This window comes from Azonexus hydrophilus DSM 23864, from assembly GCF_000429605.1.
GTDB lineage: Bacteria > Pseudomonadota > Gammaproteobacteria > Burkholderiales > Rhodocyclaceae > Azonexus > Azonexus hydrophilus.
The window spans coordinates 230,926-255,617 of record NZ_KE386925.1 but is presented as its reverse complement, the minus strand read 5'-3'; the positions used below and the strand labels follow the sequence as shown (position 1 = coordinate 255,617).

The 24,692-nt window shown below is 64.7% G+C and carries 22 protein-coding genes; 13 read left to right on the top strand and 9 right to left on the bottom strand.

The genetic code is table 11. The annotated features are described in order from the left end of the window. Positions 1-4: 4 nt before the first annotated feature. Both G471_RS0112570 and G471_RS0112565 read right to left on the bottom strand, forming a co-directional pair. The gene (locus G471_RS0112570) at positions 5-907 is read right to left on the bottom strand and encodes a histone deacetylase family protein (RefSeq protein WP_028995657.1); all 903 of its coding nucleotides are present in this window, start codon (positions 905-907) and stop codon (positions 5-7) included. 37 nt (positions 908-944) lie between these two features. Beyond that, positions 945-1,799: a tetratricopeptide repeat protein gene (locus G471_RS0112565; protein ID WP_028995656.1), complete on the bottom strand. Its 855-nt coding sequence runs from the start codon at positions 1,797-1,799 to the stop codon at positions 945-947. 123 nt (positions 1,800-1,922) lie between these two features. Here G471_RS0112565 and G471_RS0112560 point away from each other — a divergent pair, with 123 nt between their 5' ends. The 6 genes from G471_RS0112560 to G471_RS0112535 all read left to right on the top strand — a co-directional run bounded on the left by G471_RS0112560 (position 1,923) and on the right by G471_RS0112535 (position 7,086). Beyond that, a complete protein-coding gene (locus tag G471_RS0112560; RefSeq protein WP_028995655.1) occupies positions 1,923-3,560 on the top strand; it encodes a CTP synthase in 1,638 nt (545 codons plus the stop codon). Further along, positions 3,560-4,399 (top strand): 3-deoxy-8-phosphooctulonate synthase, encoded by an 840-nt coding sequence (kdsA, locus tag G471_RS0112555; RefSeq protein ID WP_028995654.1) that lies wholly within the window; start codon positions 3,560-3,562, stop codon positions 4,397-4,399. The genes G471_RS0112560 and kdsA overlap by 1 nt, the downstream gene beginning before the upstream one ends. A 49-nt stretch (positions 4,400-4,448) precedes the next feature. Beyond that, entirely contained in the window at positions 4,449-5,732 is a 1,284-nt protein-coding gene (gene eno / locus G471_RS0112550; RefSeq protein WP_028995653.1) for a phosphopyruvate hydratase, read from the top strand. A gap of 6 nt (positions 5,733-5,738) precedes the next feature. After that, positions 5,739-6,029, top strand: coding sequence for a cell division protein FtsB (ftsB, locus tag G471_RS0112545; protein ID WP_028995652.1), 291 nt, complete (start codon positions 5,739-5,741; stop codon positions 6,027-6,029). Between the two features lie 89 nt (positions 6,030-6,118). Then, positions 6,119-6,589 (top strand): peroxiredoxin, encoded by a 471-nt coding sequence (locus G471_RS0112540; protein ID WP_028995651.1) that lies wholly within the window; start codon positions 6,119-6,121, stop codon positions 6,587-6,589. Next, the gene (locus G471_RS0112535) at positions 6,586-7,086 is read left to right on the top strand and encodes an FKBP-type peptidyl-prolyl cis-trans isomerase (protein ID WP_028995650.1); all 501 of its coding nucleotides are present in this window, start codon (positions 6,586-6,588) and stop codon (positions 7,084-7,086) included. The genes G471_RS0112540 and G471_RS0112535 overlap by 4 nt, the downstream gene beginning before the upstream one ends. A 5-nt stretch (positions 7,087-7,091) precedes the next feature. Here the strand turns inward: G471_RS0112535 and mutS are convergent, their stop codons facing one another. The 3 genes from mutS to lplT all read right to left on the bottom strand — a co-directional run bounded on the left by mutS (position 7,092) and on the right by lplT (position 11,439). Continuing rightward, positions 7,092-9,680 (bottom strand): DNA mismatch repair protein MutS, encoded by a 2,589-nt coding sequence (gene mutS / locus G471_RS0112530; RefSeq protein WP_028995649.1) that lies wholly within the window; start codon positions 9,678-9,680, stop codon positions 7,092-7,094. Between the two features lie 128 nt (positions 9,681-9,808). Continuing rightward, positions 9,809-10,174, bottom strand: a complete 366-nt coding sequence (locus G471_RS0112525) for a cupin domain-containing protein (RefSeq protein WP_028995648.1) — start codon at positions 10,172-10,174, stop codon at positions 9,809-9,811. 2 nt (positions 10,175-10,176) lie between these two features. Then, complete coding sequence (gene lplT, locus G471_RS0112520; RefSeq protein ID WP_028995647.1) at positions 10,177-11,439, bottom strand: lysophospholipid transporter LplT; 1,263 nt, start codon at positions 11,437-11,439, stop codon at positions 10,177-10,179. 192 nt (positions 11,440-11,631) lie between these two features. Here lplT and G471_RS0112515 point away from each other — a divergent pair, with 192 nt between their 5' ends. The 4 genes from G471_RS0112515 to G471_RS0112500 are packed head-to-tail and all read left to right on the top strand — an operon-like array spanning position 11,632 to position 17,461. Continuing rightward, the gene (locus G471_RS0112515; RefSeq protein WP_028995646.1) at positions 11,632-12,534 is read left to right on the top strand and encodes a LysR family transcriptional regulator; all 903 of its coding nucleotides are present in this window, start codon (positions 11,632-11,634) and stop codon (positions 12,532-12,534) included. Continuing rightward, positions 12,531-13,625, top strand: a complete 1,095-nt coding sequence (gene alr / locus G471_RS0112510; RefSeq protein ID WP_043421593.1) for an alanine racemase — start codon at positions 12,531-12,533, stop codon at positions 13,623-13,625. Before G471_RS0112515 ends, alr begins: the two co-directional genes overlap by 4 nt. Next, positions 13,626-14,984 carry a DNA repair protein RadA gene (gene radA / locus G471_RS0112505; protein ID WP_028995644.1) on the top strand — a complete coding sequence of 453 codons (1,359 nt, stop codon included), beginning with the start codon at positions 13,626-13,628 and terminating at the stop codon, positions 14,982-14,984. It begins immediately after the preceding gene. Further along, positions 14,981-17,461: an ABC transporter permease gene (locus G471_RS0112500; protein ID WP_028995643.1), complete on the top strand. Its 2,481-nt coding sequence runs from the start codon at positions 14,981-14,983 to the stop codon at positions 17,459-17,461. Before radA ends, G471_RS0112500 begins: the two co-directional genes overlap by 4 nt. On the opposite strand, the gene G471_RS17590 is transcribed toward G471_RS0112500, so the two are convergent. Continuing rightward, positions 17,449-17,856, bottom strand: a complete 408-nt coding sequence (locus G471_RS17590; RefSeq protein ID WP_051295470.1) for an ATP-binding protein — start codon at positions 17,854-17,856, stop codon at positions 17,449-17,451. The two genes, G471_RS0112500 and G471_RS17590, sit on opposite strands and share 13 nt — an antisense overlap. 23 nt (positions 17,857-17,879) lie before the next feature. Here G471_RS17590 and G471_RS0112490 point away from each other — a divergent pair, with 23 nt between their 5' ends. Both G471_RS0112490 and G471_RS0112485 read left to right on the top strand, forming a co-directional pair. Then, positions 17,880-18,338, top strand: coding sequence for a FecR family protein (locus tag G471_RS0112490; protein ID WP_043421591.1), 459 nt, complete (start codon positions 17,880-17,882; stop codon positions 18,336-18,338). Beyond that, positions 18,331-18,915: an OmpA family protein gene (locus tag G471_RS0112485; protein WP_051295469.1), complete on the top strand. Its 585-nt coding sequence runs from the start codon at positions 18,331-18,333 to the stop codon at positions 18,913-18,915. The genes G471_RS0112490 and G471_RS0112485 overlap by 8 nt, the downstream gene beginning before the upstream one ends. Here the strand turns inward: G471_RS0112485 and G471_RS0112480 are convergent. Genes G471_RS0112480 through G471_RS0112470 form a run of 3 tightly spaced genes read right to left on the bottom strand, consistent with a single transcriptional unit; the run spans position 18,902 to position 22,325 of the window. Then, complete coding sequence (locus tag G471_RS0112480; protein ID WP_051295468.1) at positions 18,902-21,022, bottom strand: CHASE2 domain-containing protein; 2,121 nt, start codon at positions 21,020-21,022, stop codon at positions 18,902-18,904. The genes G471_RS0112485 and G471_RS0112480 overlap by 14 nt on opposite strands. Further along, on the bottom strand, positions 21,019-21,981 hold the full coding sequence (locus G471_RS0112475) for an MBL fold metallo-hydrolase (RefSeq protein WP_028996070.1): 963 nt from the start codon (positions 21,979-21,981) through the stop codon (positions 21,019-21,021). The genes G471_RS0112480 and G471_RS0112475 overlap by 4 nt, the downstream gene beginning before the upstream one ends. Next, positions 21,978-22,325, bottom strand: coding sequence for an STAS domain-containing protein (locus G471_RS0112470; RefSeq protein ID WP_028995639.1), 348 nt, complete (start codon positions 22,323-22,325; stop codon positions 21,978-21,980). The genes G471_RS0112475 and G471_RS0112470 overlap by 4 nt, the downstream gene beginning before the upstream one ends. Before the next feature lie 169 nt (positions 22,326-22,494). On the opposite strand from G471_RS0112470, the gene G471_RS0112465 reads away from it, so the two are divergent. Next, positions 22,495-24,681 (top strand): YgiQ family radical SAM protein, encoded by a 2,187-nt coding sequence (locus G471_RS0112465; RefSeq protein WP_211226440.1) that lies wholly within the window; start codon positions 22,495-22,497, stop codon positions 24,679-24,681. The last annotated feature ends 11 nt before the right edge of the window (positions 24,682-24,692 follow it).

Here is a 24,692-nt window from a genome sequence, read left to right as displayed (position 1 = left end):
GATTCTAGCGCCACATGGCGCGGCCGAGGCGGATCGTGGCAGCATGGATGCTGACCGTGTCGTCGATGTTGCGCGCATAGCCGCCGGCCATGGCGACGGCCACCGGAATGGCGCCGTCCCGGCAGCGCCGGAATACCCGCCGGTCGCGCTCCGCCAGGCCGTTCATGCTCAGGGCCAGGCGACCGAGCCGGTCGTCGGCATAGGGGTCGGCACCGGCCAGGTAGATGACCAGATCGGGGCAGGCGAGATCGAAGGCAGTGTCCAGTCCATGCTCAAGCTGGGCCAGGTAGGCCGGGTCGCCGCAGCCGTCGGGCAGCTCGATGTCGAGATCGCTGTTTTCCTTGGTGAACGGGTAGTTGCGGGCGCCGTGAATGGAAAAGGTGAAGATGTCGGGATCGTCCCTGAGGATGGCGGCGGTGCCGTTGCCCTGGTGCACATCGCAATCGACGATCAGGATGCGCCCGGCCAGTCCTTCCGCCCGCATCGCCCGAGCGGCGACGGCAGCATCGTTGAAGACGCAGAAGCCTTCGCCATGGCCGGCAAAGGCGTGGTGGGTGCCGCCGGCTAGATTGGCGGCGATGCCCCGGCTGGCGCAGGCGGCACGGCAGGCGTCGATGGTGGCGCCGGCCGAGCGCCGGGAGCGCTCGACCATGCCCGGACTCCACGGAAAGCCGATGGCCTTCTGCATCTTTTCGTCGATCTCGCCGAGGCTGATGCGCCGGATGTAGTCGGCGTCGTGGGCGCGCTGCAGTTCCTCGTCGGTGGCGGCGTGCGGCAGATGGAAGTCGTCTGGTGAAAAATCGCCGCCGGCGAGCAGTGTCTGCCGCAGGCGGGCGTATTTCTCCATCGGGAAGCGATGCCCCGGCGGCAGCGGCAGAACGAAGACGTCGGTGTAGAAAAGCTGCATCGCGGCGGTCGGTGCGCGCTGGCACCGACCAGAGATGTCAGTTCAGCGCGGCGGAAAGTTTGCGACGATATTCGCGGACGAGATCGTCGTACTGCTCGCCAGCCAGGGCCTCGAAGAACTGGAGCAGGGCCTTGCGCCCGGCGCCTTCGTCGAAGAAACGGTCGCGCCGGACCACTTCGAGCGCGGCGTCGAGCGCCTCGCGGAAGCGGCTTTGCGCGGCGTAGGCCTTGGCCAGTTCGAGGCGCGTGGCGTGGTCGTCCGGGTTGGCGGCCAGCTTCGCTTCCAGCGGTTCGGTATCGGCAGCGCCCTGGGCCAGTGCCAGGCGGGCGCGCAGGGCGCCGGCGCGCTCCGGTTCGTCCTTGAATTCGCCAGCCAGCAACTGCGCGGCTTCGTCGTTGCGGCCCAGGTGCATCAATACCTCGATGGCGTCGAGTTGCACCGCCTGATCCTGCGGATTGGCCTGACTGGCCTCGACCAGCCTGGCCAGCGCTTCCTCGAACCGGCCTTCGGCGGCCAGGGCGGCTGCCTCTTCGCGCGGATTGGCGTTGTCGCCGGCGGGCAGGGCGATGCGGTCGAGAAACTGGCGGACCTGGCCTTCGGGCAGGGCGCCGTTGAATTCATCGACCAGTTGTCCCTGGAATACGACCTTGACCGACGGAATGCTGCGCACGCCGAAATGGCCGGCCAGCTGGGGGTATTCGTCGGAATTGACCTTGGCCAGGAGGAAGCGGCCCTGGTATTCCTCGGCCAGTTTTTCCAGCATCGGCTTCAACGTCTGGCACGGGCCGCACCAGGGCGCCCAGAAATCGACCACCACCGGCACCTGCAGCGAGGCCTGCAGGACCTTGATTTCGAATTCCTCGATGGAGACGTCAAAAGAGAATTGGGACATGTGTGCTTTTCCGGTCTGTTTCAGTTGCCGGGTATTTTAACGGAGACTGGCGGAAGCGGCGGACGGCTTTCGCTCCCGGCATGTTTTCGGCTATCATTCTGCTTTCCCGCAGCCTGTCTTTCCATGACCAAATACGTTTTCGTTACAGGTGGTGTCGTGTCCTCACTGGGCAAAGGCATCGCCGCCGCGTCGCTCGGGGCCATTCTGGAATCCCGCGGCATCAAGGTTACCCACCTCAAGCTTGACCCCTACATCAACGTCGACCCCGGCACGATGAGTCCCTTCCAGCACGGAGAGGTCTTCGTCACCGAGGATGGCGCCGAGACCGATCTCGATCTGGGGCATTACGAGCGCTTCACCAGCGCCAAGATGACCAAGCGCAACAACTTCACCACCGGCCAGATTTACGACACGGTGCTGAAGAAAGAGCGCCGCGGTGAATATCTCGGCAAGACGGTGCAGGTCATCCCGCACATCACCGACGAGATCAAGGGCAAGGTCAAAGCCGGCGCCGAGGGTGCCGACGTGGCCATCGTCGAGGTCGGCGGCACGGTCGGCGACATCGAGTCTCTGCCCTTCCTGGAAGCCATCCGCCAGATGGGCATCGAGGAAGGCCGCAACAACGTCTGCTACATGCACCTGACGCTGCTGCCCTACATCCCGACCGCCGGCGAACTGAAGACCAAGCCGACCCAGCACTCGGTCAAGGAACTGCGCGAGATCGGCATCCAGCCGGACATCCTGCTGTGCCGTGCCGACCGCTCGATTCCGGTCGAGGAGCGGCGCAAGATCGCGCTGTTCTGCAACGTCATGCCGGAAGCCGTCATCGAGTGTCTCGACGCCGACTCCATCTACAAGATCCCGGGCATGCTGCACGAGCAGATGCTCGACGAAATCGTCTGCCACAAGCTCGGCATCCTGGCCAAGGCAGCCGACCTGTCGGTCTGGGAAAACCTGATCGTGGCGCTGGAACACCCGCTGCACCAAGTGAAGATCGCCTTCGTCGGCAAGTACGTCGATCTGACCGAGTCGTACAAGTCGCTGATCGAAGCCATCAAGCATGCCGGCATCCACACGCGCAGCGAAGTGAACATCGTCTATCTTGATTCGGAAGAGATCGAGAAGAACGGCACCGGCGTGCTCGAGAGCATGGACGCCATTCTCGTGCCGGGCGGTTTCGGCCGCCGCGGTACCGAAGGCAAGATCGCCGCGATCCGCTACGCCCGCGAGAACAAGGTGCCGTATCTGGGCATCTGTCTCGGCATGCAGATGGCCGTCGTCGAATTCGCCCGCCATGTCGCCGGCCTGAAGGACGCGCACTCGACCGAGTTCGTTGCCGACACGCCGTACCCGGTGATCGGCCTGATCACCGAGTGGCTCGACGCCTCCGGCAAGGTCGAGAAGCGCAGCGAGGATTCCGACATCGGCGGCACCATGCGCCTCGGTGCCCAGGTCTGCCAACTCAAGGAAGGTTCGCTGGCCCGCCAGATTTACGGCGCTGCGGAGATCACCGAGCGTCACCGCCATCGCTATGAAGTGAACAACACGCTGCTGGCGCAACTGGAAGACAAGGGCCTGGTCGTTGCCGGCCGGGCGCCGGGCACCGACCTGTGCGAAATGGTTGAACTGCCGGCCGATGTCCATCCATGGTTCGTCGGTTGCCAGTTCCATCCGGAATTCACCTCCAATCCGCGCCAGGGACATCCGCTGTTCACGTCCTACGTCAAGGCCGCGCTGGCCAGCAAGCAGGGCAAGAACTGATGAAACTCTGCGGTTTCGAGGCTGGTCTTGACCAGCCTTTTTTCCTGATCGCCGGTCCCTGTACCGCCGAGTCGGAGCAATTGTGCGTCGATGTCGCCGGCCGCATGAAGGAAATCTGCGCCCGCCTGGGTGTCAATTACATTTTCAAGGCATCCTACGACAAGGCCAACCGCAGTTCCGGCAAGTCGGTGCGCGGCCCCGGCATCGATGGCGGCCTGAAGATTCTTGAAGCCGTGCGCGCCCAGGTCGGTGTGCCGGTGCTGACCGATGTCCATGATGGCAACGACGTCGCCCAGGTGGCGAGCGTGGTCGACGTGCTGCAGACGCCGGCCTTCCTCTGCCGGCAGACCGATTTCATCCACGCCGTGGCGTCCTGCGGCAAGCCGGTGAATATCAAGAAGGGCCAGTTCCTGGCGCCGGGCGACATGAAGAATGTCGTCGACAAGGCGCGCGAAGTGAACGGCGGCGCCGACAACATCATGGTCTGCGAACGCGGTGCCAGCTTCGGCTACAACAACCTCGTTTCCGACATGCGCTCGCTGGCGATCATGCGCGATACCGGTTGCCCGGTGGTATTCGATGCCACCCACTCGGTGCAGTTGCCGGGCGGGCAGGGTACGGTTTCCGGCGGTCAGCGCGAATTCGTTCCGGTTCTGGCGCGGGCGGCGGTGGCGGTGGGGATTTCCGGCCTGTTCATGGAAACCCATCCCTGCCCGGAAAAGGCCTTCTCCGACGGCCCGAATTCCTGGCCGCTGGATCGCATGGAAAGCCTGCTGGCGACCCTGGTGGCGCTGGACAAGGCCGCCAAATCGGCCGGTTTTGAAGAATTGAAATTCTGATAATTTACTTTAATTTGTTCTTTCAACCTTCTGTTTACAAGGAAGAAATATGAGTTCTATCGTTGATGTTGTCGCCCGCGAGATCCTGGATTCCCGTGGCAATCCCACGGTCGAGGCCGATGTCCTGCTCGAGTCCGGCGTCATGGGCCGTGCGGCTGTTCCGTCGGGCGCTTCGACCGGCACCCGCGAAGCCATCGAACTGCGTGACGGCGACAAGAGCCGTTACCTCGGCAAGGGCGTGATGCAGGCCGTCGAGAACATCAACACCGAGATCTCGGAAGCGATCATCGGTCTCGACGCTCAGGAACAGGCCTTCATCGACCAGACCATGATCGAACTCGACGGCACCGACAACAAGTCGCGTCTCGGCGCCAACGCCATCCTGGCCGTGTCGATGGCTGTCGCCAAGGCCGCTGCCGAAGAATCCGGCCTGCCGCTGTACCGCTACTTCGGCGGCATGGCGCCGATGCAGATGCCGGTGCCGATGATGAACATCATCAACGGCGGCGAGCACGCCAACAACAGCCTGGACATCCAGGAATTCATGGTCATGCCGGTCGGTGCCAACACCTTCCGCGAAGCCCTGCGTTGCGGCGCTGAAATCTTCCACGCGCTGAAGAAGCTGCTCGACAAGGCCGGTCACTCGACCGCCGTCGGCGACGAAGGCGGTTTCGCCCCGAACCTCGGCAGCCACGCCGAAGCCCTGCAGATCATCATGCAGGCGATCGAGGCCGCCGGTTACGTGCCCGGCCAAGACGTCCTGCTGGCCCTCGACTGCGCTGCTTCCGAGTTCTACAAGGACGGCAAGTATCACCTGTCCGGCGAAGGCCTGCAGCTGACCTCGGCTCAGTTCGTCGATTACCTGGCCAACCTGGCTGACCAGTTCCCGATCGTCTCGATCGAGGACGGCATGTCGGAAGCCGACTGGGACGGCTGGAAGCTGCTGACCGAGCGTCTGGGTGCCAAGGTGCAGATCGTCGGCGACGACATCTTCGTCACCAACACCCGCATCTTCAAGGAAGGCATCCAGAAGGGCATCGCCAACTCCATCCTGATCAAGATCAACCAGATCGGCACGCTGTCGGAAACCTTCGCCGCCGTCGAAATGGCCAAGCGCGCCGGTTACACCGCCGTGATCTCGCATCGCTCGGGCGAAACCGAAGACAGCACCATCGCCGACATCGCCGTCGGCCTCAACGCCGGCCAGATCAAGACCGGTTCGCTGTCCCGCTCGGACCGCATCGCCAAGTACAACCAGCTGATCCGCATCGAGGAAGATCTGGGCGATACCGCTTCCTACCCGGGCCGCGAGACTTTCTACAACCTGCGCTGATCGCTCATGCGCTGGCTGACGGTCGGCCTTCTTGCCGTGATCGTCCTCCTCCAGTACCCATTGTGGCTGGGTAAGGGAGGATGGTTGAAGGTATGGGAGTACGACCGTCAGTTGAAGGTCCAGCGGGAGGAAACCCGCAAGCTGGAAATCCGTAACGCGGGCCTCGATGCCGAGGTCCGCGATCTCAAGCAGGGCTACGATGCCATCGAGGAGCGCGCGCGCTTTGAACTCGGCATGGTGAAACAGGACGAAGTGTTTGTCCAGATACCCGACGAGCCCGCCGGCGAGCGCCGGTAAATCGCTTCAAACCTTGTAGCCACCGCCATTTTGCTCAGCTAGAATCGTTCTCAGCAGTCCCACGCTGAGCACTCAAGGAGAACGATATGCTGCTCAAGAATGGCGATAAGGCCCCGACATTCAGCTTGCCGGATGCTGATATGGAGACTGTCGATCTGGCGAGCTTTCAGGACAAACAACACCTTGTCCTGTTGTTCTACCCCAAGGACGGAACACCCTCCTGTACGCGTGAAGTCACCGATTTTTCGGACCATGAGGTAGATTTCCGGAAACACGGGTGCTCCATTCTCGGCATCAACCGGGAAGACTGTCTCAAGCATCAGGAATTCAGGGACAGGGAAGGTATCGGTATCAATCTGCTGTCCGACGCCGAAGGCGAAGTTTGCCGGCAATACGGCGTCTGGCAGACGAGGGAGGTGGATGGGCAGCCGAAAACCGGCATCGTCCGTTCAACCTTCGTCATCGATCGCAGCGGCGTCATCCGCCATGCGCTTTACAACGTCAATTTCAAGGGTCATGCCCAGGAAGTACTGGCCCTAGTCAAGGAACTCAACTCATGAACCAACTGGTTGCCCGCAATACCGTCATCACCCTCGACTACCATGTCACCGATTCCGATGGCGAAGTCGTGGACGAAGGTCGCGATCCGCTCGTCTATCTGCACGGCGGCTACGACGACATCTTCCCCAAGATCGAAGAAGCCCTGCAGGGCAAGAGTGTCGGCGAGTCGGTCCAGGTCAAACTGCAGCCCGACGAAGCTTTCGGCGAATACGATCCGCAACTCGTCCAGATCGAGCCGCGCAAGGATTTCCCCAAGGAACTCCAGGTCGGCATGCAGTTCGAAGGCGGTCCGGAAGACGGTAGCGACGAAGAGTTCGTGATCTATCGCGTGACCGACATCGAAGGCGACAAGGTTGTGCTCGACGGCAATCATCCGCTCGCCGGCAGCGCCCTGGTATTCACCTGCACCGTCACCGCCATCCGCCCGGCCAGCGCCGACGAAATCGAGCACGGCCACGTGCATGGCGCCGACGACGAGGACGGCTGCGACCACTAAGCTCGCTACTTCAGCAAGCCTTTCAGCGCGTACAGCGCATCGAGTGCCTCGCGCGGCGTCAGACTGTCCGGGTCGATGGCAGTGAGGTGCTCGACCACCGGATGCGGCGCCGATTCGCTGGCTTCGGCCAGCTCGCCCGGGAAATCCTGGGCGAACAGGTCGGGTTGCAGCGGATCGACGGCGGCGCGCTGCTCGAATTCGCGCAGCTGTTTTCTCGCCGCGCGTACCACGGCCGACGGAATCCCGGCCAGCGCCGCCACCTGAATCCCGTAGCTCTGGTTGGCCGGGCCTTCCTCGACCGCGTGCATGAAGACGATGCGGTCGTTGTGCTCGACGGCGCCAAGATGGACGTTGGCCAGTTCGCTGTATTCGTGCGACAGCCGGGTCAGTTCGAAATAGTGCGTGGCGAACAGCGTCAGGCTGCGGTTCTTGTCGATCAGGTGGCGCAGGATGGCGAAGGCCAGGGCCATGCCGTCGAAGGTCGAGGTGCCGCGCCCGATCTCGTCCATCAGCACCAGGCTCTGGTGGGTCGCGTGGTGCAGGATGGCGGCGGCTTCGGTCATCTCGACCATGAAGGTCGACCGCCCGGACGCCAGATCGTCGGAAGCGCCGATGCGGGTGAAGATGCGGTCGAGCGGGCCGAGCACGCAGCGGTCGGCGGGCACGAAGCTGCCGATGTGGGCGAGCAGGGCGATCAGCGCGACCTGGCGCATGTAGGTCGATTTACCGCCCATGTTCGGGCCGGTGATCAGCAGCAGCCGCCGGCTTTCGGCCAACAGACAGTCGTTGGCGATGAAGGTCTCGGCGCTCTGCGCCAGTTCGTTCTCGACCACCGGGTGACGGCCACCCTCAATACTCAGTTGCGTTTCTTCGGCAAACTCCGGCTTGCACCAGTTGCGCTTCAAGGCCGATTCGGCAAAACCGGCGAGCAGGTCGAGCTGGGCGACGGCGCGGGCAATGATCTGCAGCGTCGGCACGACCGGCAGCAGCGCATCGAGAATGCCCTCGTAGAGCAGCTTCTCGCGCGCCAGCGAACGTTCCTGCGCCGACAGCGCCTTGTCCTCGAAAGCCTTCAGTTCCGGCGTGATGTAACGCTCGGCGTTCTTCAGCGTCTGCCGCCGGCGGTAGTCGTCGGGAATCTTGTCGACGTTGGCGTGCGTGACCTCGATGTAGAAGCCATGCACCTTGTTGTATTCGACCTTGAGGCTGGAAATCCCGGTGCGCTCGCGCTCGCGGACCTCCATATCGACGAGGAAGGCGCCGCAGTTGTCGTTGAGCGAGCGCAGCTCATCCAGATCGGCGTCGTAACCCGGCGCGATGACGCCGCCGTCGCGCACCTGGGCGCCCGGTTCGGCGGCGATGGCGCGGACCAGCAGGTCGAGCGTCTCAGCCGGCGTTTCGAGTTCGGCGAAGGATTGCTGCAGCAAAGCCGACGGCGTGCCGGCCAGCGGCGCCCGCAGTTCCGGCAGGCGGGCGAGCGATTCGCGCAGGCTGGCGAGGTCGCGCGGGCGGGCGTTGCGCAGCGCGATGCGGCCGGCGATGCGCTCGATGTCGGCGATACCGCGCAGGGCTTTTCTGGTCTCGCCGGCCAGTCGACCGTAATCGTCGAGCAGCGCTTCGACCGCACCATGGCGGGCGGCCGGGATCGCCCGGTCGCGCAGCGGATGGTGCAGCGTGTGCCGTAACAGCCGCGAGCCCATGCTGGTGATGCAGTTATCGAGCAGCGAGAACAGCGTCGGCGACGGCTGGCCGCGCAGCGTCTCGGTCAGTTCCAGATTGCGCCGGGTGGCCAGGTCGAGGCCGAGGTAGGCGCCCTCGATTTCCACGGTCAAACCGCGCAAATGCGGCAATTTGCCCGACTGCGTCGCCTGCGCGTACTGGAGCAGGGCGCCGGCTGCGGCAATCGCCGGCTTCAGGCCCTCGGCGCCGAAACCGGCCAGCGAGGCGACCTCGAACTGCTCGCAGAGCAGGCGTTTGGCCGAATCGAAATCGAAATACCAGTCCGGCTGGCGCGTGCGCGCCACATCGATGCCGAAATTCGGCGTCCAGCTTTCCGGGTAGAGGATTTCCGCCGGGCGGATGCGCTCCAGCGTCGCGGGAATCTGCTCGGCCGGCACCTCGATCAGGATGAACTCGCCGCTGGCCAGGTTCAGCCGGGCGATACCGGCGGTGTTGCGCAATGTCGTCACCGCCAGCAGCCAGATGTCCTGCTTGTCGTCGATCAGCGTCGCGTCGGTCAGCGTGCCCGGCGTGACGATGCGCGCCACCGCCCGCTCGACCGGCCCCTTGCTGGTCGCCGGATCGCCGATCTGCTCGCAGATCACCGCCGACTCGCCCAACTTCACCAGCCGCGCCAGGTAGGGCTCGAGCGAATGGAAAGGTACCCCGCACATCTTGATCGGCACCCCGGCCGACTGCCCGCGCGTGGTCAGCGTGATGTCGAGCAACCGCGCCGCCTTCTCGGCGTCCTCGTAGAACAACTCGTAGAAGTCGCCCATGCGGTAAAAGAGCAGGGTGTTCGGATGCTTTGCCTTGAGCCCGAGGTACTGGACCATCATCGGGGTGTGCTTGGGGCTGTCGGCGGTTTTGCTCATCGGCTGGGTCAGGTGGAAAAAGATGCGGATTTTAGCAGGCGCTCAGCAAGTGCCCGAACATGTCGTTGCCGTCGACAGATCAAGGAAACCTGTCGATATTTCCGCAAAACATCGACACGTTCTCCGGCTCAGCCCTGAAGCAGTTCAGTATCCGCGTGGTCGTAAGCCGGAGAACAGCAGCACAGCAGCTTGAGCGGCGCCTCGCCGGTGGCTTCGATGCAGTGTGGCGTGCCTGGGGGAATGCAGACGGTGTCGCCCGGCTGGACGGGGAAATGTTCCTGGCCCAGGGTCATCAGGCCGGTGCCGGCGGTGATGTGGTAAAGCTCTTCGGTGATCGCGTGGCGGTGCAGTTCGGTTTTGCAGCCGGGCAGGATGGTGGCTTCGGCGAGGCTTTGCGCACGATTGCCGTGTACCGACGGGTGCATCAGTTCGCGGATTTCGGAGCCGTCCTTGGTGATGTAGGGGGCGACGCCTGCGTAGGCTTGCAGCGTCATGGTCAGTGCGGGGAATCGTCCAGGTGCATCACGTCGTCGCGGTCGCGCTGGTTGGCCAGGTGGCGTTCGCGGATCAGGTACATGATGCCGCTGACGAACAGCCCGAACAGCGTCAATACCCAGTAGATCGACATGTCGGCGCGGATCATCACGTAGTACAGGCCGGTCATGATCAGGATCGACAGGTTTTCGTTGAAATTCTGCACGGCGATCGAGTGGCCAGCACCCATCAGGATGTGGCCGCGGTGCTGGAGCAGGGCGTTCATCGGTACGACGAAGAAGCCGGATAGCGCGCCGATCAGGATCAGCAGCGGGATGGCCAGCCACATGTCGCGGACGAAGTTCATGACCAGCACGATGATGCCCATGGCGATGCCGAGCGGGATGACCCGCACCGACTTGCGCAGGGTGATGAACTTGGCGGCGACGATGGCGCCGGTGGCGACGCCAACCGCAACCACGCCCTGGAGCATTGAGGATTGCGACAGGTTGAGGCCGAGCGCGGTTTCTGACCACTTGATGACGATGAACTGCAGCGTTGCGCCGGCACCCCAGAACAGGGTGGTGACGGCCAGGGAAATCTGGCCGAGCCGGTCACGCCAGAGCAGTTTCAGGCAGTGATTGAACTCGTGGATCAGATAGAGCGGATTCTTCTTCAGCGGCTTGTGGTCGACGCCGGTGTTGGGAACGAAGAAATTGAACAGCGCGGCCAGCAGATAGAGCAGGGCGATGATGGCGACGGCGATTTCGGCGGTGGTGTCGAGTCCGGTATCGATCAGCGGGAAATCGAAGCTCAGCAGGTGGCTGGTCACGTTGGGCTGGATCAGCAGGCCGCCGATGACGACGCCGAGGATGATGGCGCCGACGGTCAGGCCTTCGATCCAGCCGTTGGCCACGACCAGCAGGCGGTGCGGCAGGTATTCGGTGAGGATGCCGTACTTGGCCGGCGAATAGGCGGCGGCACCCAGTCCGACGATGGCGTAGGCGGCGAGCGGGTGGATGTGGAGAAACATGAGTCCACAACCGAAAATCTTGATGCTGTTGCTGATCAGCATGACCCGGCCCTTGGGCATCGAGTCGGCAAAGGCGCCGACAAAGGCAGCCAGGGCAACGTAGGAAATGGTGAAGCAGGTCTTGAGCAAAGGCTCGTATTCGGCCGGCGCCTGCATGTCGCGCAGGGCGGCAATGGCGACGATCAGCAGGGCGTTGTCGGCCAGCGCGGAAAAGAATTGCGCGGCCATGATGATGTAGAAGCCGAACGGCACGAAACTTTGTCTCTTAATCTATTACTTTGGGCGAGGTTTATACCACGGAATGCACTCGCCGATGGCGGGTAGCGCAGCCTGAAGGCCCTTGCTTACCGTTTGATGACAGCGACCGGGGAAAAATACACGCCGTTACGCGGAGCGGTGGGTGAATGTGGTTGAATAGCGCTTTACCCGTTCTGGAGTTCTGCCATGGCTGACCGGCGTTTGCAGGTGTTTCATGCCGTAGCCAAACATCTGAGTTTCACCCGCGCTGCCGATGCCCTGTTCATGACACAGCCGGCGGTCACCTTCCAGATCCGGCAACTGGAAGAACAATACGCCACCCGCCTGTTCGAGCGTCGGCACGGCAGCATTTCGCTGACGCCGGCCGGCGAACTGGCCTTCGAATACGCCCGCAAGATACTCGCCTTGTCCGACGAGATGGACATCCGCATCGGCGAGATGACCGGCGAAATGCGCGGGCCGCTGCTGGTCGGCGCCAGCACGACGATTGCCGAATTCATGCTGCCGCGCGTGCTTGGCGAATTCAATGCGCTCTACCCGCAGGTCAGGGCCCGGCTGATCGTCGGCAATTCGGAGAGCATCGAAGGCCAGGTCGCCGAACATACGCTCGACGTCGGCCTGATCGAAGCGCCGGCGAAACTGTCCGGGCTGGAAAGCCGGATGTGTTGCGAGGACGAACTGCAGGTCATCTGCGTGCCGGATTATCCGCTGGCCGAGTTTCCGGTGTTGCGTCCGGCCGACCTCGCCGATTACGAATTCATCTCGCGCGAGCCGGGGTCGGGAACGCGCGAAATCACCGACGCTTATTTTGCCGAGCACGGCATTGCCCCGGAAAGCCTGAAGGCGCAGATGGAACTGGGTAGTCCGGAAGCGCTCAAAGGCGTCGTCGCCACCGGCCTGGGGTTTGCCATCGTGTCGCGCGCGGTGGCCGCCCGCGAGGTCGCGCTCGGCGAATTGCGCGGGATTCCGCTCGATCCGCCGCTCAAGCGCGGCCTTTACCTGATTCACCCGCAGGAACGTTTCCAGTCGCGGGTGCTGACCACCTTCATCGATTTCGCCCGGCGCCAGCTCAAGGAGCACGCAGCATGAAGATTTCCCGCCCGATCCGCGCCCGCATCCGGCCGGCGGCCATTCTCAACAATTATCGCCAGGCCAAGGCGCATGCGCCGGATGCCTGGGCCTGGGCGGTGGTCAAGGCCGACGCCTACGGTCACGGCCAGCTGCGCGCCGTGGACGCCCTGCGCAGCGAGGCCGACGGCTTTGCCCTGCTCGAATGCGAAAACGCCGTCGCCCTGCGCGAACACGGCGTGCGCCAGCCCATCCTGCTGCTTGAAGGCATTTTCGGCATCCACGACGCCAAACAGGTGGTCGAACACGGCCTGCACAGTGTGGTCCATTGCCTGGAGCAGATCGACATGCTGGCCGCGCAGGCCCGCACCGACCGACCGCTGAGCGTCTATCTCAAACTCAATACCGGCATGAACCGCCTCGGTTTCACCGAAAGCGCGCTGCCGACCGCCTGGGAGCGCCTGAAGCGGATTCCTGCGCTCAACCTGACGTTGATGACGCATTTCGCCGAAGCCGACGGCGAGCGCGGTGTGCTTTGGCAACTGGAACGCTTCCAGGCGATGGCTGGCGAATGGCACGGGCCGGTCAGCCTGGGCAATTCGGCAGCCATCCTGCGTCACCCGTTGGCGCACGGCGACTGGGTACGGCCGGGGATCATGCTCTACGGTGCCTCGCCGTTTGCCGACCAGTCGGCCGAGGAATTCGGCCTGCAGCCGGCGATGGTCCTGGAAAGCCGGATCATCGGCGTGCAGACGGTCGCCACCGGCGAACGCATCGGCTACGGCGGCACCTATGTTGCCGAACGGCCGATGCGCATCGGCATCGTCGCCTGCGGTTACGCCGACGGCTATCCGCGTCATGCGCCGACCGGCACGCCGATTGCCGTTGCCGGCAAGCTGACGCGTACCGTCGGCCGGGTGTCGATGGACATGCTGGCCTGCGATCTCAACGATATCCCCGACGCCGGCATCGGCAGTCCGGTGACGTTGTGGGGGCCGGGCGAGGCCGGTTACGTGCCAGCCGACGCGGTGGCCGCCGCTGCCGGCACCATTGCCTACGAACTATTCTGTGCCCTGGCGCCGCGCGTGCCGGTGACCATCGACGGACAATAAATGGCCAAAGCCAAGACGCTCTACAGTTGTACCGAATGCGGGGCGACCAGCCCCAAGTGGCAGGGCCAGTGCCCCGGCTGCAATGCCTGGAACACGCTGGTCGAGACGATTGCCGAAAAACCCGGCAACCACCGTTTCGAGTCGCTGGCCCCGGCGGCGAAGCTGCAGAACCTGGCCGACATCGAAGCGCGTGAGGCCGACCGCATCGCGACCGGCATCGGCGAGTTCGATCGCGCGCTCGGCGGGGGTCTGGTCGGCGGCGGCGTGGTGCTGATCGGCGGCGATCCGGGCATCGGCAAGAGTACCTTGCTGCTGCAGGCGCTGGCGCATCTGGCCCAGGCGCACAAGGTGCTTTACGTGACCGGCGAGGAATCCGGGCAGCAGGTGGCGTTGCGCGCCCGCCGGCTCAATCTCGATACCGGCAATCTGCCGCTGATGGCCGAGATCAACCTCGAGCGCATTCTGGCGACGCTGCAGGCCGAGCAACCGCAGGTGGCGGTGATCGACTCGATCCAGACGCTGTGGTCCGATCAGTTGTCGAGTGCGCCGGGGTCGGTCGCCCAGGTGCGCGAATGCGCGGCGCAACTGACGCGCCTGGCCAAGCAGGCCGGCATCACCGTGATCCTGGTCGGCCACGTGACTAAGGAGGGCGCGCTGGCCGGGCCGCGCGTGCTCGAACACGTGGTTGATACCGTGCTCTATTTCGAGGGCGACACGCATTCCAGTTTCCGCCTGGTGCGCGCGGTCAAGAACCGTTTCGGCGCGGTCAACGAACTTGGCGTCTTCGCCATGACCGAGACCGGCCTCAAGGGGGTCAGCAATCCGTCGGCGATGTTCCTGTCGCAGCACGGCCAGGAAGTCGCTGGGTCGTGCGTGATGGTGACGCAGGAGGGAACGCGGCCGCTGCTGGTGGAAATCCAGGCGCTGGTCGATACCGCGCACGGCAACCCGCGCCGGCTGACGGTGGGGCTGGACGCGCAGCGTCTGGCCATGCTGCTGGCGGTGTTGCACCGCCACGCCGGCATCGTCTGCTTCGATCAGGACGTCTTCGTCAATGCCGTCGGCGGGGTCAAGATAGGCGAACCGGCAGGCGATCTGGCAGTCATTATGGCAATTACTTCTTCATTGAAAAACAAGGCATTGCCAGAGAAACTTATAGTGTTTGGTGAAGTTGGTCTGGCCGGTGAAATCCGGCCCGCGCCACGCGGTCAGGAGCGCCTGAAGGAAGCGGCCAAGCTCGGTTTCACGCGGGCGCTGATTCCTGAAGCCAACCGGCCGCGCCAGGCCATTCCCGGCATGGAGGTGATCGCCGTCAAGCGCGTCGAGGAAGCCGTCCAGCGTATCCGGGAGCTGCAATGATGTTGGGTCTGGCCTGGCGCATGCTCAAGCGCGAATTGCGCGCCGGCGAGTTGCGCCTGCTGTTCGTTGCCCTGTGCATCGCCGTCGCCGCCGTGTCGGCGGTCGGTTTTCTGGCCGACCGGGTCGGCCGCACCCTGGAACTGGAAGCGCGCCAGATGCTCGGCGCCGATCTGGTGCTGGTCGCCGATCAGCCGATCGACGACGCATTCGTTGGTGAAGCCCAGGCGCGCGGACTGCGTGCGGTGCGCACGCTGGTTTTCCCGAGCATGGTTTTCGCCGACGGGCGGGCGCAACTGGTCGAAATCAAGGCCGTGGGCAGCGCCTATCCCTTGCGCGGGCAGTTGCGTCTGGCTGCCCAGGTCGATGGCGCAGATCAGGCGGTGGCCGGCGGGCCATCCGCCGGCAGCGTCTGGGGCGATGCCCGCCTGTTCGGCCTGCTGGCGCTGACGCCGGGGGCGAAGGTCGGCGTTGGCGAACTGCAATTGCCGGCGGCTGGTGTGCTGACCCAGGAACCGGATCGCAGCTTCAACCTGTTTTCGGTGGCGCCGCGCTTGATGATGCATATCGACGATGTGCCGGCCAGCGGACTGATCCAGTTCGGCGCCCGCGTCCGTTACCGGTTGCTGCTCGCCGGCAGCGAACCGGCGCTGGCCGGCTGGCGCGAGTGGGCCGAAAGCCGGCTGGATCGCGGCCAGCGTCTGGAAGGAATCGCCGATGCCCGTCCGGAAGTGCGCAATGCGCTCGACAAGGCGCAGCGTTTCCTCGGTCTGGCGACCTTGCTGACGGTGATCCTGTCGGCCATCGCCGTGGCCCTGGCGGCGCGCCGCTACATGCAGCGCCATCTCGATGCCTGCGCCGTGCTGCGTTGCCTGGGAACGACCCAGGGCGGGCTGTTGCGCCTGCACGTGCTGGGTTTTCTGATGATGACCCTGCTGGCCACCTTGCTTGGCGTGCTGCTCGGCTTTGCCGCGCATTTCGCGCTGGTCTCGGCGATGAGCGGCCTGCTTGGCGCGCAGTTGCCGATGCCCGGCAGTGGCCCGGTCCTCGAAGGCCTGCTGGTCGCTGCCGTGCTGCTGTTCGGTTTCGCCGTGCCGCCATTGTTGCAACTGGCGCGGGTGCCGACCCTGCGGGTACTGCGCCGGGAACTGGGGCCACCGGCGCCGCTGGCGGTCATCGGTTACCTGTTCGGTTTCCTGCTGCTGGCCGTGCTGATCGTGCGTGCGGCCGGCGATTTGCGCCTGGGCTTGCTCGCGGTGGGCGGTTTTGTCGGGGCGCTGGCCTTGTTCTGGGGCATTGCCTGGCTGGCCGTGGGTCTGGCCGGCCGGCTGCGCGGCGGTGCCGGCTTCGGCTGGCGTCAGGGCCTGGCGACGCTGGCGCGGCATGGCGCGGCCAATACCCTGAAGGTCGTCGCCCTCGGTATCGGTCTGATGGCCTTGCTGCTGCTCGGCGTGACCCGGCTGGAGCTGGTCGAGGCCTGGCAGAAATCGGTGCCGGCCGACGCGCCGAACCGTTTCGTGATCAACATCCAGCAGGACCAGCGCCAGGCGGTGGCCGACTGGCTGGCCGGGCAGGGCATCGCCGCCGAACTGGCGCCGATGGTCCGCGCCCGCCTGCTCAGCGTCAATGAGCGGCCGATCAGTGCCGCCGATTTTCCTGAGGATGACCGGGCGCAACGCTTGATCGAACGCGAATTCAACCTCTCCTGGCGGGCCGACCTGCCGACGGGCAATGAACTGGTCAGCGGGCGCTGGTTCTCCGGCAAGGCCGGCGAAGCCTCGGTCGAGGCCGGGCTGGCCAAAACCCTGGGCATCGCCCTCGGCGACCGCCTGGTGTTTTCGGTGGCCGGCGTCGAAAAGCCGGTCGCGGTGACCAGCCTGCGCAAGCTGGATTGGGATTCGATGCGCGTCAATTTCTTCGTGCTGACGCCGCCGGGCGTGCTCGAAGACGCGCCGGCCAGCTACATCACCAGCTTCCATCTGAGCGCTGCGCAGCGTCCGGCAGCGGCACGGCTGGTCGAGGAATTTCCCAACCTGACGGTGATCGACATTGATGCCATCCTGGCCCAGATCCAGTCGGTGGTCGGGCAGGTGGTGGCGGCTGTCCAGGTGGTCTTCCTGTTCACGCTGACGGCCGGTGCCGTGGTGTTGTATGCGGCGCTGTTGTCGGCGATCGACGAGCGGCGTTTCGAACTTGCCGTGATGCGCGCGCTGGGCGCCCGCCGCGATCAATTGCGCGCCGCCATGCTGGTCGAACTGGCGGCTGTCGGGGCGCTGGCCGGCCTGATCGCGGCTGTGGGCGCGGCGGTGGTCGGCCAGTTGCTGGCGCGCCAGGTATTCCAGCTCGACCCGGTGTTTTCCTGGACGTCGCCGCTGCTGGCGGCGGTGCTCTGCGCACTGGCGACCACCCTGGCCGGCTGGCTGGGCATGCGCCGGTTGCTCGCCGTGCCGCCGCTGGCGGCGCTGCGTCAGGGCGCCTGAAGGCCGATCTCGACGATGTTGCGCCCGCCTTCGCGGCGATAGTGCTGTGTCTGGCTCATGCCGCCCAGCAGGGCCAGGCCGAGTCCGCCGATGCTGTCGTCGCCGGCCGTTATGGCGGGCGGCAGGAAGGGATTGAAGGCCGGCGCTTCGTCTTCGTAACGCAGCGTCAGGCCACTGTCGTCGCGTCCGAGAACCAGGCGGACCAGGCTGTCGCTGTTTCCCCGCAGGCCATGGTCGATGGTGTTGATGAACAATTCCTCGGCGAGCAGTTGCAGGCGTAGGCAGTCCGCTTCACCTATGCCCAGGCGCACGCAGGCAGCGGCGATTCCGGCGTTGAGTTCGGTCAGCGCTTGGTGGCGCGCCGGGACTGAAATTTCCGTAGAATGTTCGTTCATGACAAAAACAGGACGACAGGGCAATGATTAAATCACATCGTGCAGCAGCTTTGATGATTGTCGGCATGGCCGGCAGTCTTTCCGCGTTGGCGGCCGACGTGGCAGGCATGGTCAAGACGAGCAGCGGCCGGGTTGTCATCGAGCGTCAGGGCGAAATCCTGCCGGCTCCGGTGGGTACCCAGGTACGGGTTGCCGATCGCGTGCGTACCGGTGTGGATGGCGCCGTGGGCGTGACCTTGCGCGACAACACCTTGCTTTCTGCCGGCCCGGGCTCGCTGGTAGTGATCGACAAATTCGCTTTCGACAGTTCGACGCTGGATGGCCGGATGTCGGTCGGCGTCCGTAAAGGGACGCTGTCGGTCGCTACTGGCAAGATTGCCAAGCGGACACCGGAATCGGTCGATTTCCATACGCCGACGTCGGTGCTTGGCGTACGCGGCACCGAATTCATCATCGAAGTCGCCGGGGGCAGCAATGAATAAGTTGCTGCTGCCGGGTCTGGCATTGCTTCTGCTGGCTGGTTGCGCCAGCGAACGCGTGGTCCTGCTGCCGTCGCCCGACGGCAAGCCGGCCGCCGTCGTGCTGCGTGATCGCGCTGGTGCCGAACAGGTGCTTGACCAGCCCTACGCGGCAACGGTCCGGCGCCTTGGCATCAATCGCGCTGATCAGACCGATGCCGAAACGGTGCAGGCCCGTTACGCGCAGACGCTGCAGGCGCTGCCGGTGCGTCCGGTCAGCTTCGTGCTCTATTTCGAACTCGGCAGCGATCGTCTGACGCCCGAGTCCGAGGCCGAGTTTGCCCGGGTCAAGCAGGAAGTTGCAGCGCGCACGGCGCCTGAGGTGATGGTCATCGGCCATACCGACCGGGTCGGTTCGGTGGAAGCCAACGACGCGCTGTCCTTGCAGCGGGCGCAGACCATGCGCGGTCTGCTGGTGGCCGAAGGCCTGCCGGCGGAAAAACTCGAAGTCGCCGGTCGCGGTGAGCGGGAGCCGCTGGTGGCCACCGCCGATGAGGTCGAGGAAGCGCGTAACCGCCGGGTGGAAATCAATATCCGCTGAGCGGTCCGTTCCAGCGCAGCAGCAGCAGGGTCAGGTCGTCGGCCGGCGCGGCGCCGGCCTCGAAGCGCCGGACCGCGTCGCGAATCAGCGCGCATTGCTGGCTCGGTGAGTTGTCGGGGAGCGTCGCCAGGCAGTCGGCCAGCCGTTGCGTGCCGAACAACTCGCCGCCGTCGCCAGCCTCGCTGACGCCATCGGTGAACAGGCAGAGCAGATCGCCGGGTGACAAGGTGCATCGGCCGGCAATGTAGGGATAGTCGCCCAGCGCACACAGGGGCGGACCGGCGATGGTGTCGGTATCGATGCGCAGGATGTCTGCGCCGCGCTTGAGCATCGGCGCATCGTGGCCGGCGCAGACGTAATCCAGGGTTCCGGATTCGACGTCGAGAATGGCGATGAAAGCAGTGACGAACAGATAGGCCGGATTTTCCCGGCTGAGTTCGCGTTCGATGTCGTGCACGGCGGCGGCCAGATCGTCGTGGCGGCGGGCCAGGGTGCCTCCGAGCGTCTTGGAAATGGCCATGAACAGGCTGGCCGGCACGCCCTTGCCGGAAACGTCGCCGATGGCGATGCACAGGCGCTGCCGGTCGAGCATGAAACAGTCGTAGTAATCTCCGCCGACGGCTCGGGCGGGTTCGAGCACGGCGCCGATGGCAAAACGCGCCTCGCCGGCAAAGCACTTTTCCGGGTCGGGCAGCAGGCCCATCTGGATTTTGCGGGCGGCATCGAGTTCGCCGGCGACGCGGGCGGCTTCCTCACGGCTGCTCTGCAACTGGCGTTCCGCTTCGCGGCGGCGGGCGTCGGCAGCAATCAGCGTGCTGCCGAGCAGGGCCATGAAGACCGGGGCCAGGAGGACGCTCAGCGATGGTCCGTCGAACAGCCAGCGACCCGCCAGGAAAGCCAGGTAACCGCTGCTGACCAGGCTCAGGCTGAGGCCGGCGAAGGTGAAGACCGCGTAACGCGGCCGTAGCGCCGGCACGGCAGCGATCAGCAACAATCCGCCAAACAGCAGGGCGCTCATCTCGACCAGCGGCATCCAGTGGGGCCGCCGCAGAGCGGTTTGTTCGAGCAGGCTTTCGATGACCTGGGCGTGAATGTCCACGCCGGGCAAGCTGTCGCCGAGCGGGCTGATCACCCGGTCCTGGAGGCCGATGCTGTTGAAACCGACGATGACGAAGCGCGAGGCGAATATTTCCGGCGGATGCACGCCGGCCAGGACGTCGGCGGCCGATAGATAGTAGTTGGCGCTGGACTTGCCGAAGTGCAGCAGCAGTTCGCCGTTGGCCTGCGTCGGCAGATGGTAGTCGCCGATCCGGATGCCGCGCATGCCGGCGCTGCCCTGATCGACCGCGACTTGGCCGCCGCCCAGCGCCTGGCGCACCATTTCCAGCGGCAGCGACAGGTAGGGCTGATCGTGAATGAAGGCCAGCGTGGGGACCCGGCGCAGGATGCCGCGTTCGCCGTGGCTGGCCAGATTGTCCGGGGTGGCGTTGATGAAGCCCTCGCTGCCGGCTGCGGCCTGGAGTTCGGGGCGGCTGGCGAGGGCGCTGGCAAAGTGCGGCAGGGCGGTCGTCGCGGCGGGGTCCATTGTTACCGCCGGCAGGGGATGCAGCGGCTTGCGGGCGCCCGGCAATTCGCGGGACAGGCCGACGACCGCCAGCGTGGTCGGGGCGCGGCCGACGACCTCGGCCAGGACCGCATCCGGATCGGGCAGACCGTGCAGCAGGTGGGCGCTGCCGGGCAGGCGGCGGGCGATCAACTCGGGGGCATGCTGGTCGCGCTCGGCGAAAACGAAGTCGAGACCGACGGCCAGCGGTTCGCCGGCCTGTATCCTGGTCAACAAGCGGGCGACCAGATCGCGCGGCCAGGGCCACTGACCATGAGCAACCAGACTCTGGCTGTCGATGCCGACGACGATGACCGGTTCGTTTTCGCGTTGTCTCGGCTGCAGTCGCTGATAGCGGTCGAACTGGCCGGCCTGCAGGTTGTGCAAGGGCGTGCGCTCGATGTTGTGCAGCAGGCCGGCGGCTATCGCCAGCAGCACGACCGGGAACAGGCGTCCCCGCCCGGCGCGCAGCAGGGCCGCGGCGAGGGCGGTCAGGCGGCTCACAATTCGACGATCAGTCCGTCGTAAGCGGAGACGATCTCCAGCGGCGCCCGTTCGCCGCGCGTGATCTGTTCGAGGCGACGGGTCTCGGCGAACAGGCGGCTGAGCTGCTTGTCGTCGTGGATCGGTTCGTGATGGAACAGCGCCAGTTTTTTGGCGGCGGCGGCCTGGCACAACTCGACGCCAACGACATTGCTCGAATGTCCCCAGTCCGATTTGACCGAGGCGGCTTCGGCCAGCGAGTACATGGCGTCGAAGATGACCAGATCGGCCTTGTCGAAGAAGCGGATGAATTCGTCGAAGGATTCGATGTCGTCGAGCTTGTGTTCCGAGTCGGTGCTGTACACCACCGATTTGTCGACGCTGTCGAAACGGTAGCCGTAGGAGTCGCCGGCATGCAGTTGCAACTTGGGCGTGACGTTCAGGCCGCAGATGAAATGCGGTTTGCCCGGCGTCATCAGGTCGAATTCGATTTTCGCGCCGGCCTGCGAGTAATCGACGGGAAAGCAGGGTGCCCGCATCTGCAGGCGGATGGCTTCCTCAAGTTGCGCGTGGCAACCGTGGATGACGATCCGGTTGCCCGGAATGTACATCGGCGTGAAGAACGGGAATCCCATCAGGTGATCCCAGTGCAGGTGCGAGACGAAGATGTGATAGGTCTGCGGGTTGGGTACGCCGAAGCGGGCGATCTTGGCCTGGCCGAGCGGGCGGGCGCCGCTACCCATGTCGCAGATGATGTGTTCGGGGCAGTCGGCGACGATCTCGACGCACGAGGAATTGCCGCCGAAGGTCGAGCTGACGGCAAAAGGCAGGCTGTCGACGAACTCGTCGATGGCGGCGCGATTGCGGAAACTCCGGCCATTGGCGGTAACCAGCGCGGAAACGATCTTTTCCCGGATGTCGTGACTGGTCATTGCCGTCGGCAATGAGCCCCGGGTACCCCAGAAAACCACCTGTTTCATTTGCCGAGTACCTTGCAGGCGGCGTCCACGCTGGCATAGCAGGGAACGATCAGGTTGAAGCGGCTGATCGTGAACACTTCCTGGACCAGGGGCGTCAATGCGGCGATGGCGAAGCTGCCTTGCTGGGCCTTGGCCTGGCGCGAGGCCATCATCAGGACGCGCAGACCGGCGCTACTGATATAGATCACCCCGGAGAAATCGAGCAAGACCGGCGCCTGGCCCTGGCGACAGTTGGCCAGCAGGGGTTCGAGCGCCCGGGTGAACTCTTCTGCAATGCTGTGGTCTATGCGACCGCCGACTTCGACGATCAGCACGCCTGACTGTTCGCGGATGGGTAGATTCATCGTTGCCTGAAAGCTTTACGGGCGTTGAAAAATCCAAGTATGCCATGGCACTTGGCACACTTAGGTAAAATATTGCATGCTTACAAACAACACACAGCCGGCCGTTCGCCCGCTCTTCTCCTGGCGCAAATTCTGGGCACACCGTTTCGGCCCGGCGCCCTTCCTGCCGATGTCCCGGGCGGAAATGGAACAACTTGGCTGGGATTCCTGCGACATCATCCTGATCACCGGTGACGCCTACATCGACCACCCGAGTTTCGGCATGGCGCTGATCGGGCGCTTGCTTGAAGCCCAGGGCTTCCGCGTCGGCATCGTCAGTCAACCGGACTGGAATTCGGCGGCCGACTTCCGCCAGCTGGGCAAACCCAACCTGTTCTTCGGCGTCACCGCCGGCAACATGGATTCGATGGTCAACCGCTACACCTCGGATCGCAAGCCGCGCTCGGACGATGCCTACACGCCGCATGGCGAGGCCAACAAGCGGCCCGACCGCGCCGTCACCGTGTACGCCCAGCGCTGCCGCGAGGCCTTTCCCGGTTCGGCCGTGGTGATCGGTTCGATCGAGGCCAGCCTGCGGCGCATCGCGCACTACGATTACTGGTCGGACAAGGTGCGCCGCTCGGTGCTGCCCGATTCGAAGGCCGATTTGCTGGTTTTCGGCAATGCCGAACGCGCCATCGTCGAGCTGGCGCATCGCCTGGCCAGGGGCGAGAAGATTTCGGAAATCCGCGACCTGCGTGGCACCGCCTTCATGGTCGGGCGCGACTGGCTGCCGTCGGCTGAGTGGGAAGAGATGGACTCGACCGAAGTCGATACCCCCGGGCCGCTGGTCAAACACGCCGATCCCTACGCGATGGACGAGGGCACTGACAAGAATGCCTGTGCGACGCCGGCCGCCGCCGATGGCGCCCAACCGGTGCGCATCGTCTCGCGCGCCGAGCGCCTGGCCGCGCGCCGCGAGCGCCGCGCCCATACCTTCATCCGCCTGCCGGCCTACGAGCAGGTCAAGGACGATCCGGTGCTCTACGCGCACGCCTCGCGCACCTTCCATCTTGAGTCCAATCCCGGTAACGCCCGCGCCTTACGCCAGGCGCACGGTGAGCGCGACGTCTGGCTGAATCCGCCGCCGGTGCCGCTCTCCACCGAGGAACTCGACGGCGTCTACGAGCTGCCCTACGCGCGCCGGCCGCATCCCGCCTATGGCGAAGCCAAGATTCCGGCTTGGGAGATGATCCGCTTCTCGGTAAACATCATGCGCGGCTGCTTTGGCGGCTGTACCTTCTGTTCGATCACCGAGCACGAAGGACGCATCATCCAGAGCCGCTCAGAAGATTCGGTGATCCGCGAGATCGAGGAAATGCGCGACAAGACGCCGGGCTTCACCGGCATCGTCTCCGATCTCGGCGGGCCGACCGCCAACATGTACCACTTGAAGTGCAAGGACGAGAAGATCGAAGCGGCCTGTCGCCGGTTGTCCTGCGTCTATCCCGACATCTGCGAGAACCTCGGCACCGACCATACGCCGCTGATTTCGCTGTACCGTCGGGCGCGCAGCCTGAAGGGCGTCAAGAAGGTGCTGATCGGCTCCGGCCTGCGTTACGACCTGGCGGTGCGCTCGCCCGAGTACATCAAGGAACTGGTCCAGCACCACGTCGGCGGCTACCTGAAGATCGCTCCGGAGCACACCGAGGACGGCCCGCTGTCGAAGATGATGAAGCCCGGCATCGGCACTTACGACCGCTTCAAGCAGTTGTTCGACCGCTTTTCCCGCGAGGCCGGCAAGGAACAGTACCTGATCCCGTATTTCATCGCCGCGCACCCGGGCACCCAGGATACGGACATGGTCAACCTGGCGCTGTGGCTCAAGAAGAACAACTTCCGCCTCGACCAGGTGCAGACCTTCCTGCCGACGCCGATGGCGCTGGCGACGACCATGTACCACACCGAGAAGAACCCGCTGAAGAAGCTGCACCGGCAGGGCGGGGAAACCGTCGGCGCCGTACGTGGCGCGCGCCAGCGCAAGCTGCACAAGGCCTTCCTGCGCTACCACGACCCGGAAAACTGGCCGCTGCTGCGCGAGGCCTTGAAGGAAATGGGCCGCGCCGACCTGATCGGCAACGGCAAGAAGCAGTTGGTGCCAGCCTGGCAACCGGCCGGTACCGGCTTGAAGGCAGCGGCGGCCGTTGCGGCAGCGTCAAGAGCGGCACCAGGCGGAAAATCTGCGCCCGCCAGACCGGGTGGCTCCACCCACGGCAAGCCCCGCACCGGTCATGCAGCCTCGGCGGCCCGTCCGGCGAACGCGCCGCGTCCGTCCGGGCAGCGTCCCGCACCGCGCAAGAAGAATTCACCACGATAAAAAACCAGGGA

What these genes read in the sequence shown, in the direction of transcription:
- G471_RS0112570 (WP_028995657.1), bottom strand. Translation starts at nt 907, where the DNA reads ATGCAGCTTTTCTACACCGACGTCTTCGTTCTGCCGCTGCCGCCGGGG.
- G471_RS0112565 (WP_028995656.1), bottom strand. Translation starts at nt 1,799, where the DNA reads ATGTCCCAATTCTCTTTTGACGTCTCCATCGAGGAATTCGAAATCAAG.
- G471_RS0112560 (WP_028995655.1), top strand. Translation starts at nt 1,923, where the DNA reads ATGACCAAATACGTTTTCGTTACAGGTGGTGTCGTGTCCTCACTGGGC.
- kdsA (WP_028995654.1), top strand. Translation starts at nt 3,560, where the DNA reads ATGAAACTCTGCGGTTTCGAGGCTGGTCTTGACCAGCCTTTTTTCCTG.
- eno (WP_028995653.1), top strand. Translation starts at nt 4,449, where the DNA reads ATGAGTTCTATCGTTGATGTTGTCGCCCGCGAGATCCTGGATTCCCGT.
- ftsB (WP_028995652.1), top strand. Translation starts at nt 5,739, where the DNA reads ATGCGCTGGCTGACGGTCGGCCTTCTTGCCGTGATCGTCCTCCTCCAG.
- G471_RS0112535 (WP_028995650.1), top strand. Translation starts at nt 6,586, where the DNA reads ATGAACCAACTGGTTGCCCGCAATACCGTCATCACCCTCGACTACCAT.
- mutS (WP_028995649.1), bottom strand. Translation starts at nt 9,680, where the DNA reads ATGAGCAAAACCGCCGACAGCCCCAAGCACACCCCGATGATGGTCCAG.
- G471_RS0112525 (WP_028995648.1), bottom strand. Translation starts at nt 10,174, where the DNA reads ATGACGCTGCAAGCCTACGCAGGCGTCGCCCCCTACATCACCAAGGAC.
- G471_RS0112515 (WP_028995646.1), top strand. Translation starts at nt 11,632, where the DNA reads ATGGCTGACCGGCGTTTGCAGGTGTTTCATGCCGTAGCCAAACATCTG.
- alr (WP_043421593.1), top strand. Translation starts at nt 12,531, where the DNA reads ATGAAGATTTCCCGCCCGATCCGCGCCCGCATCCGGCCGGCGGCCATT.
- radA (WP_028995644.1), top strand. Translation starts at nt 13,626, where the DNA reads ATGGCCAAAGCCAAGACGCTCTACAGTTGTACCGAATGCGGGGCGACC.
- G471_RS0112500 (WP_028995643.1), top strand. Translation starts at nt 14,981, where the DNA reads ATGATGTTGGGTCTGGCCTGGCGCATGCTCAAGCGCGAATTGCGCGCC.
- G471_RS17590 (WP_051295470.1), bottom strand. Translation starts at nt 17,856, where the DNA reads ATGAACGAACATTCTACGGAAATTTCAGTCCCGGCGCGCCACCAAGCG.
- G471_RS0112490 (WP_043421591.1), top strand. Translation starts at nt 17,880, where the DNA reads ATGATTAAATCACATCGTGCAGCAGCTTTGATGATTGTCGGCATGGCC.
- G471_RS0112485 (WP_051295469.1), top strand. Translation starts at nt 18,331, where the DNA reads ATGAATAAGTTGCTGCTGCCGGGTCTGGCATTGCTTCTGCTGGCTGGT.
- G471_RS0112475 (WP_028996070.1), bottom strand. Translation starts at nt 21,981, where the DNA reads ATGAAACAGGTGGTTTTCTGGGGTACCCGGGGCTCATTGCCGACGGCA.
- G471_RS0112470 (WP_028995639.1), bottom strand. Translation starts at nt 22,325, where the DNA reads ATGAATCTACCCATCCGCGAACAGTCAGGCGTGCTGATCGTCGAAGTC.
- G471_RS0112465 (WP_211226440.1), top strand. Translation starts at nt 22,495, where the DNA reads ATGTCCCGGGCGGAAATGGAACAACTTGGCTGGGATTCCTGCGACATC.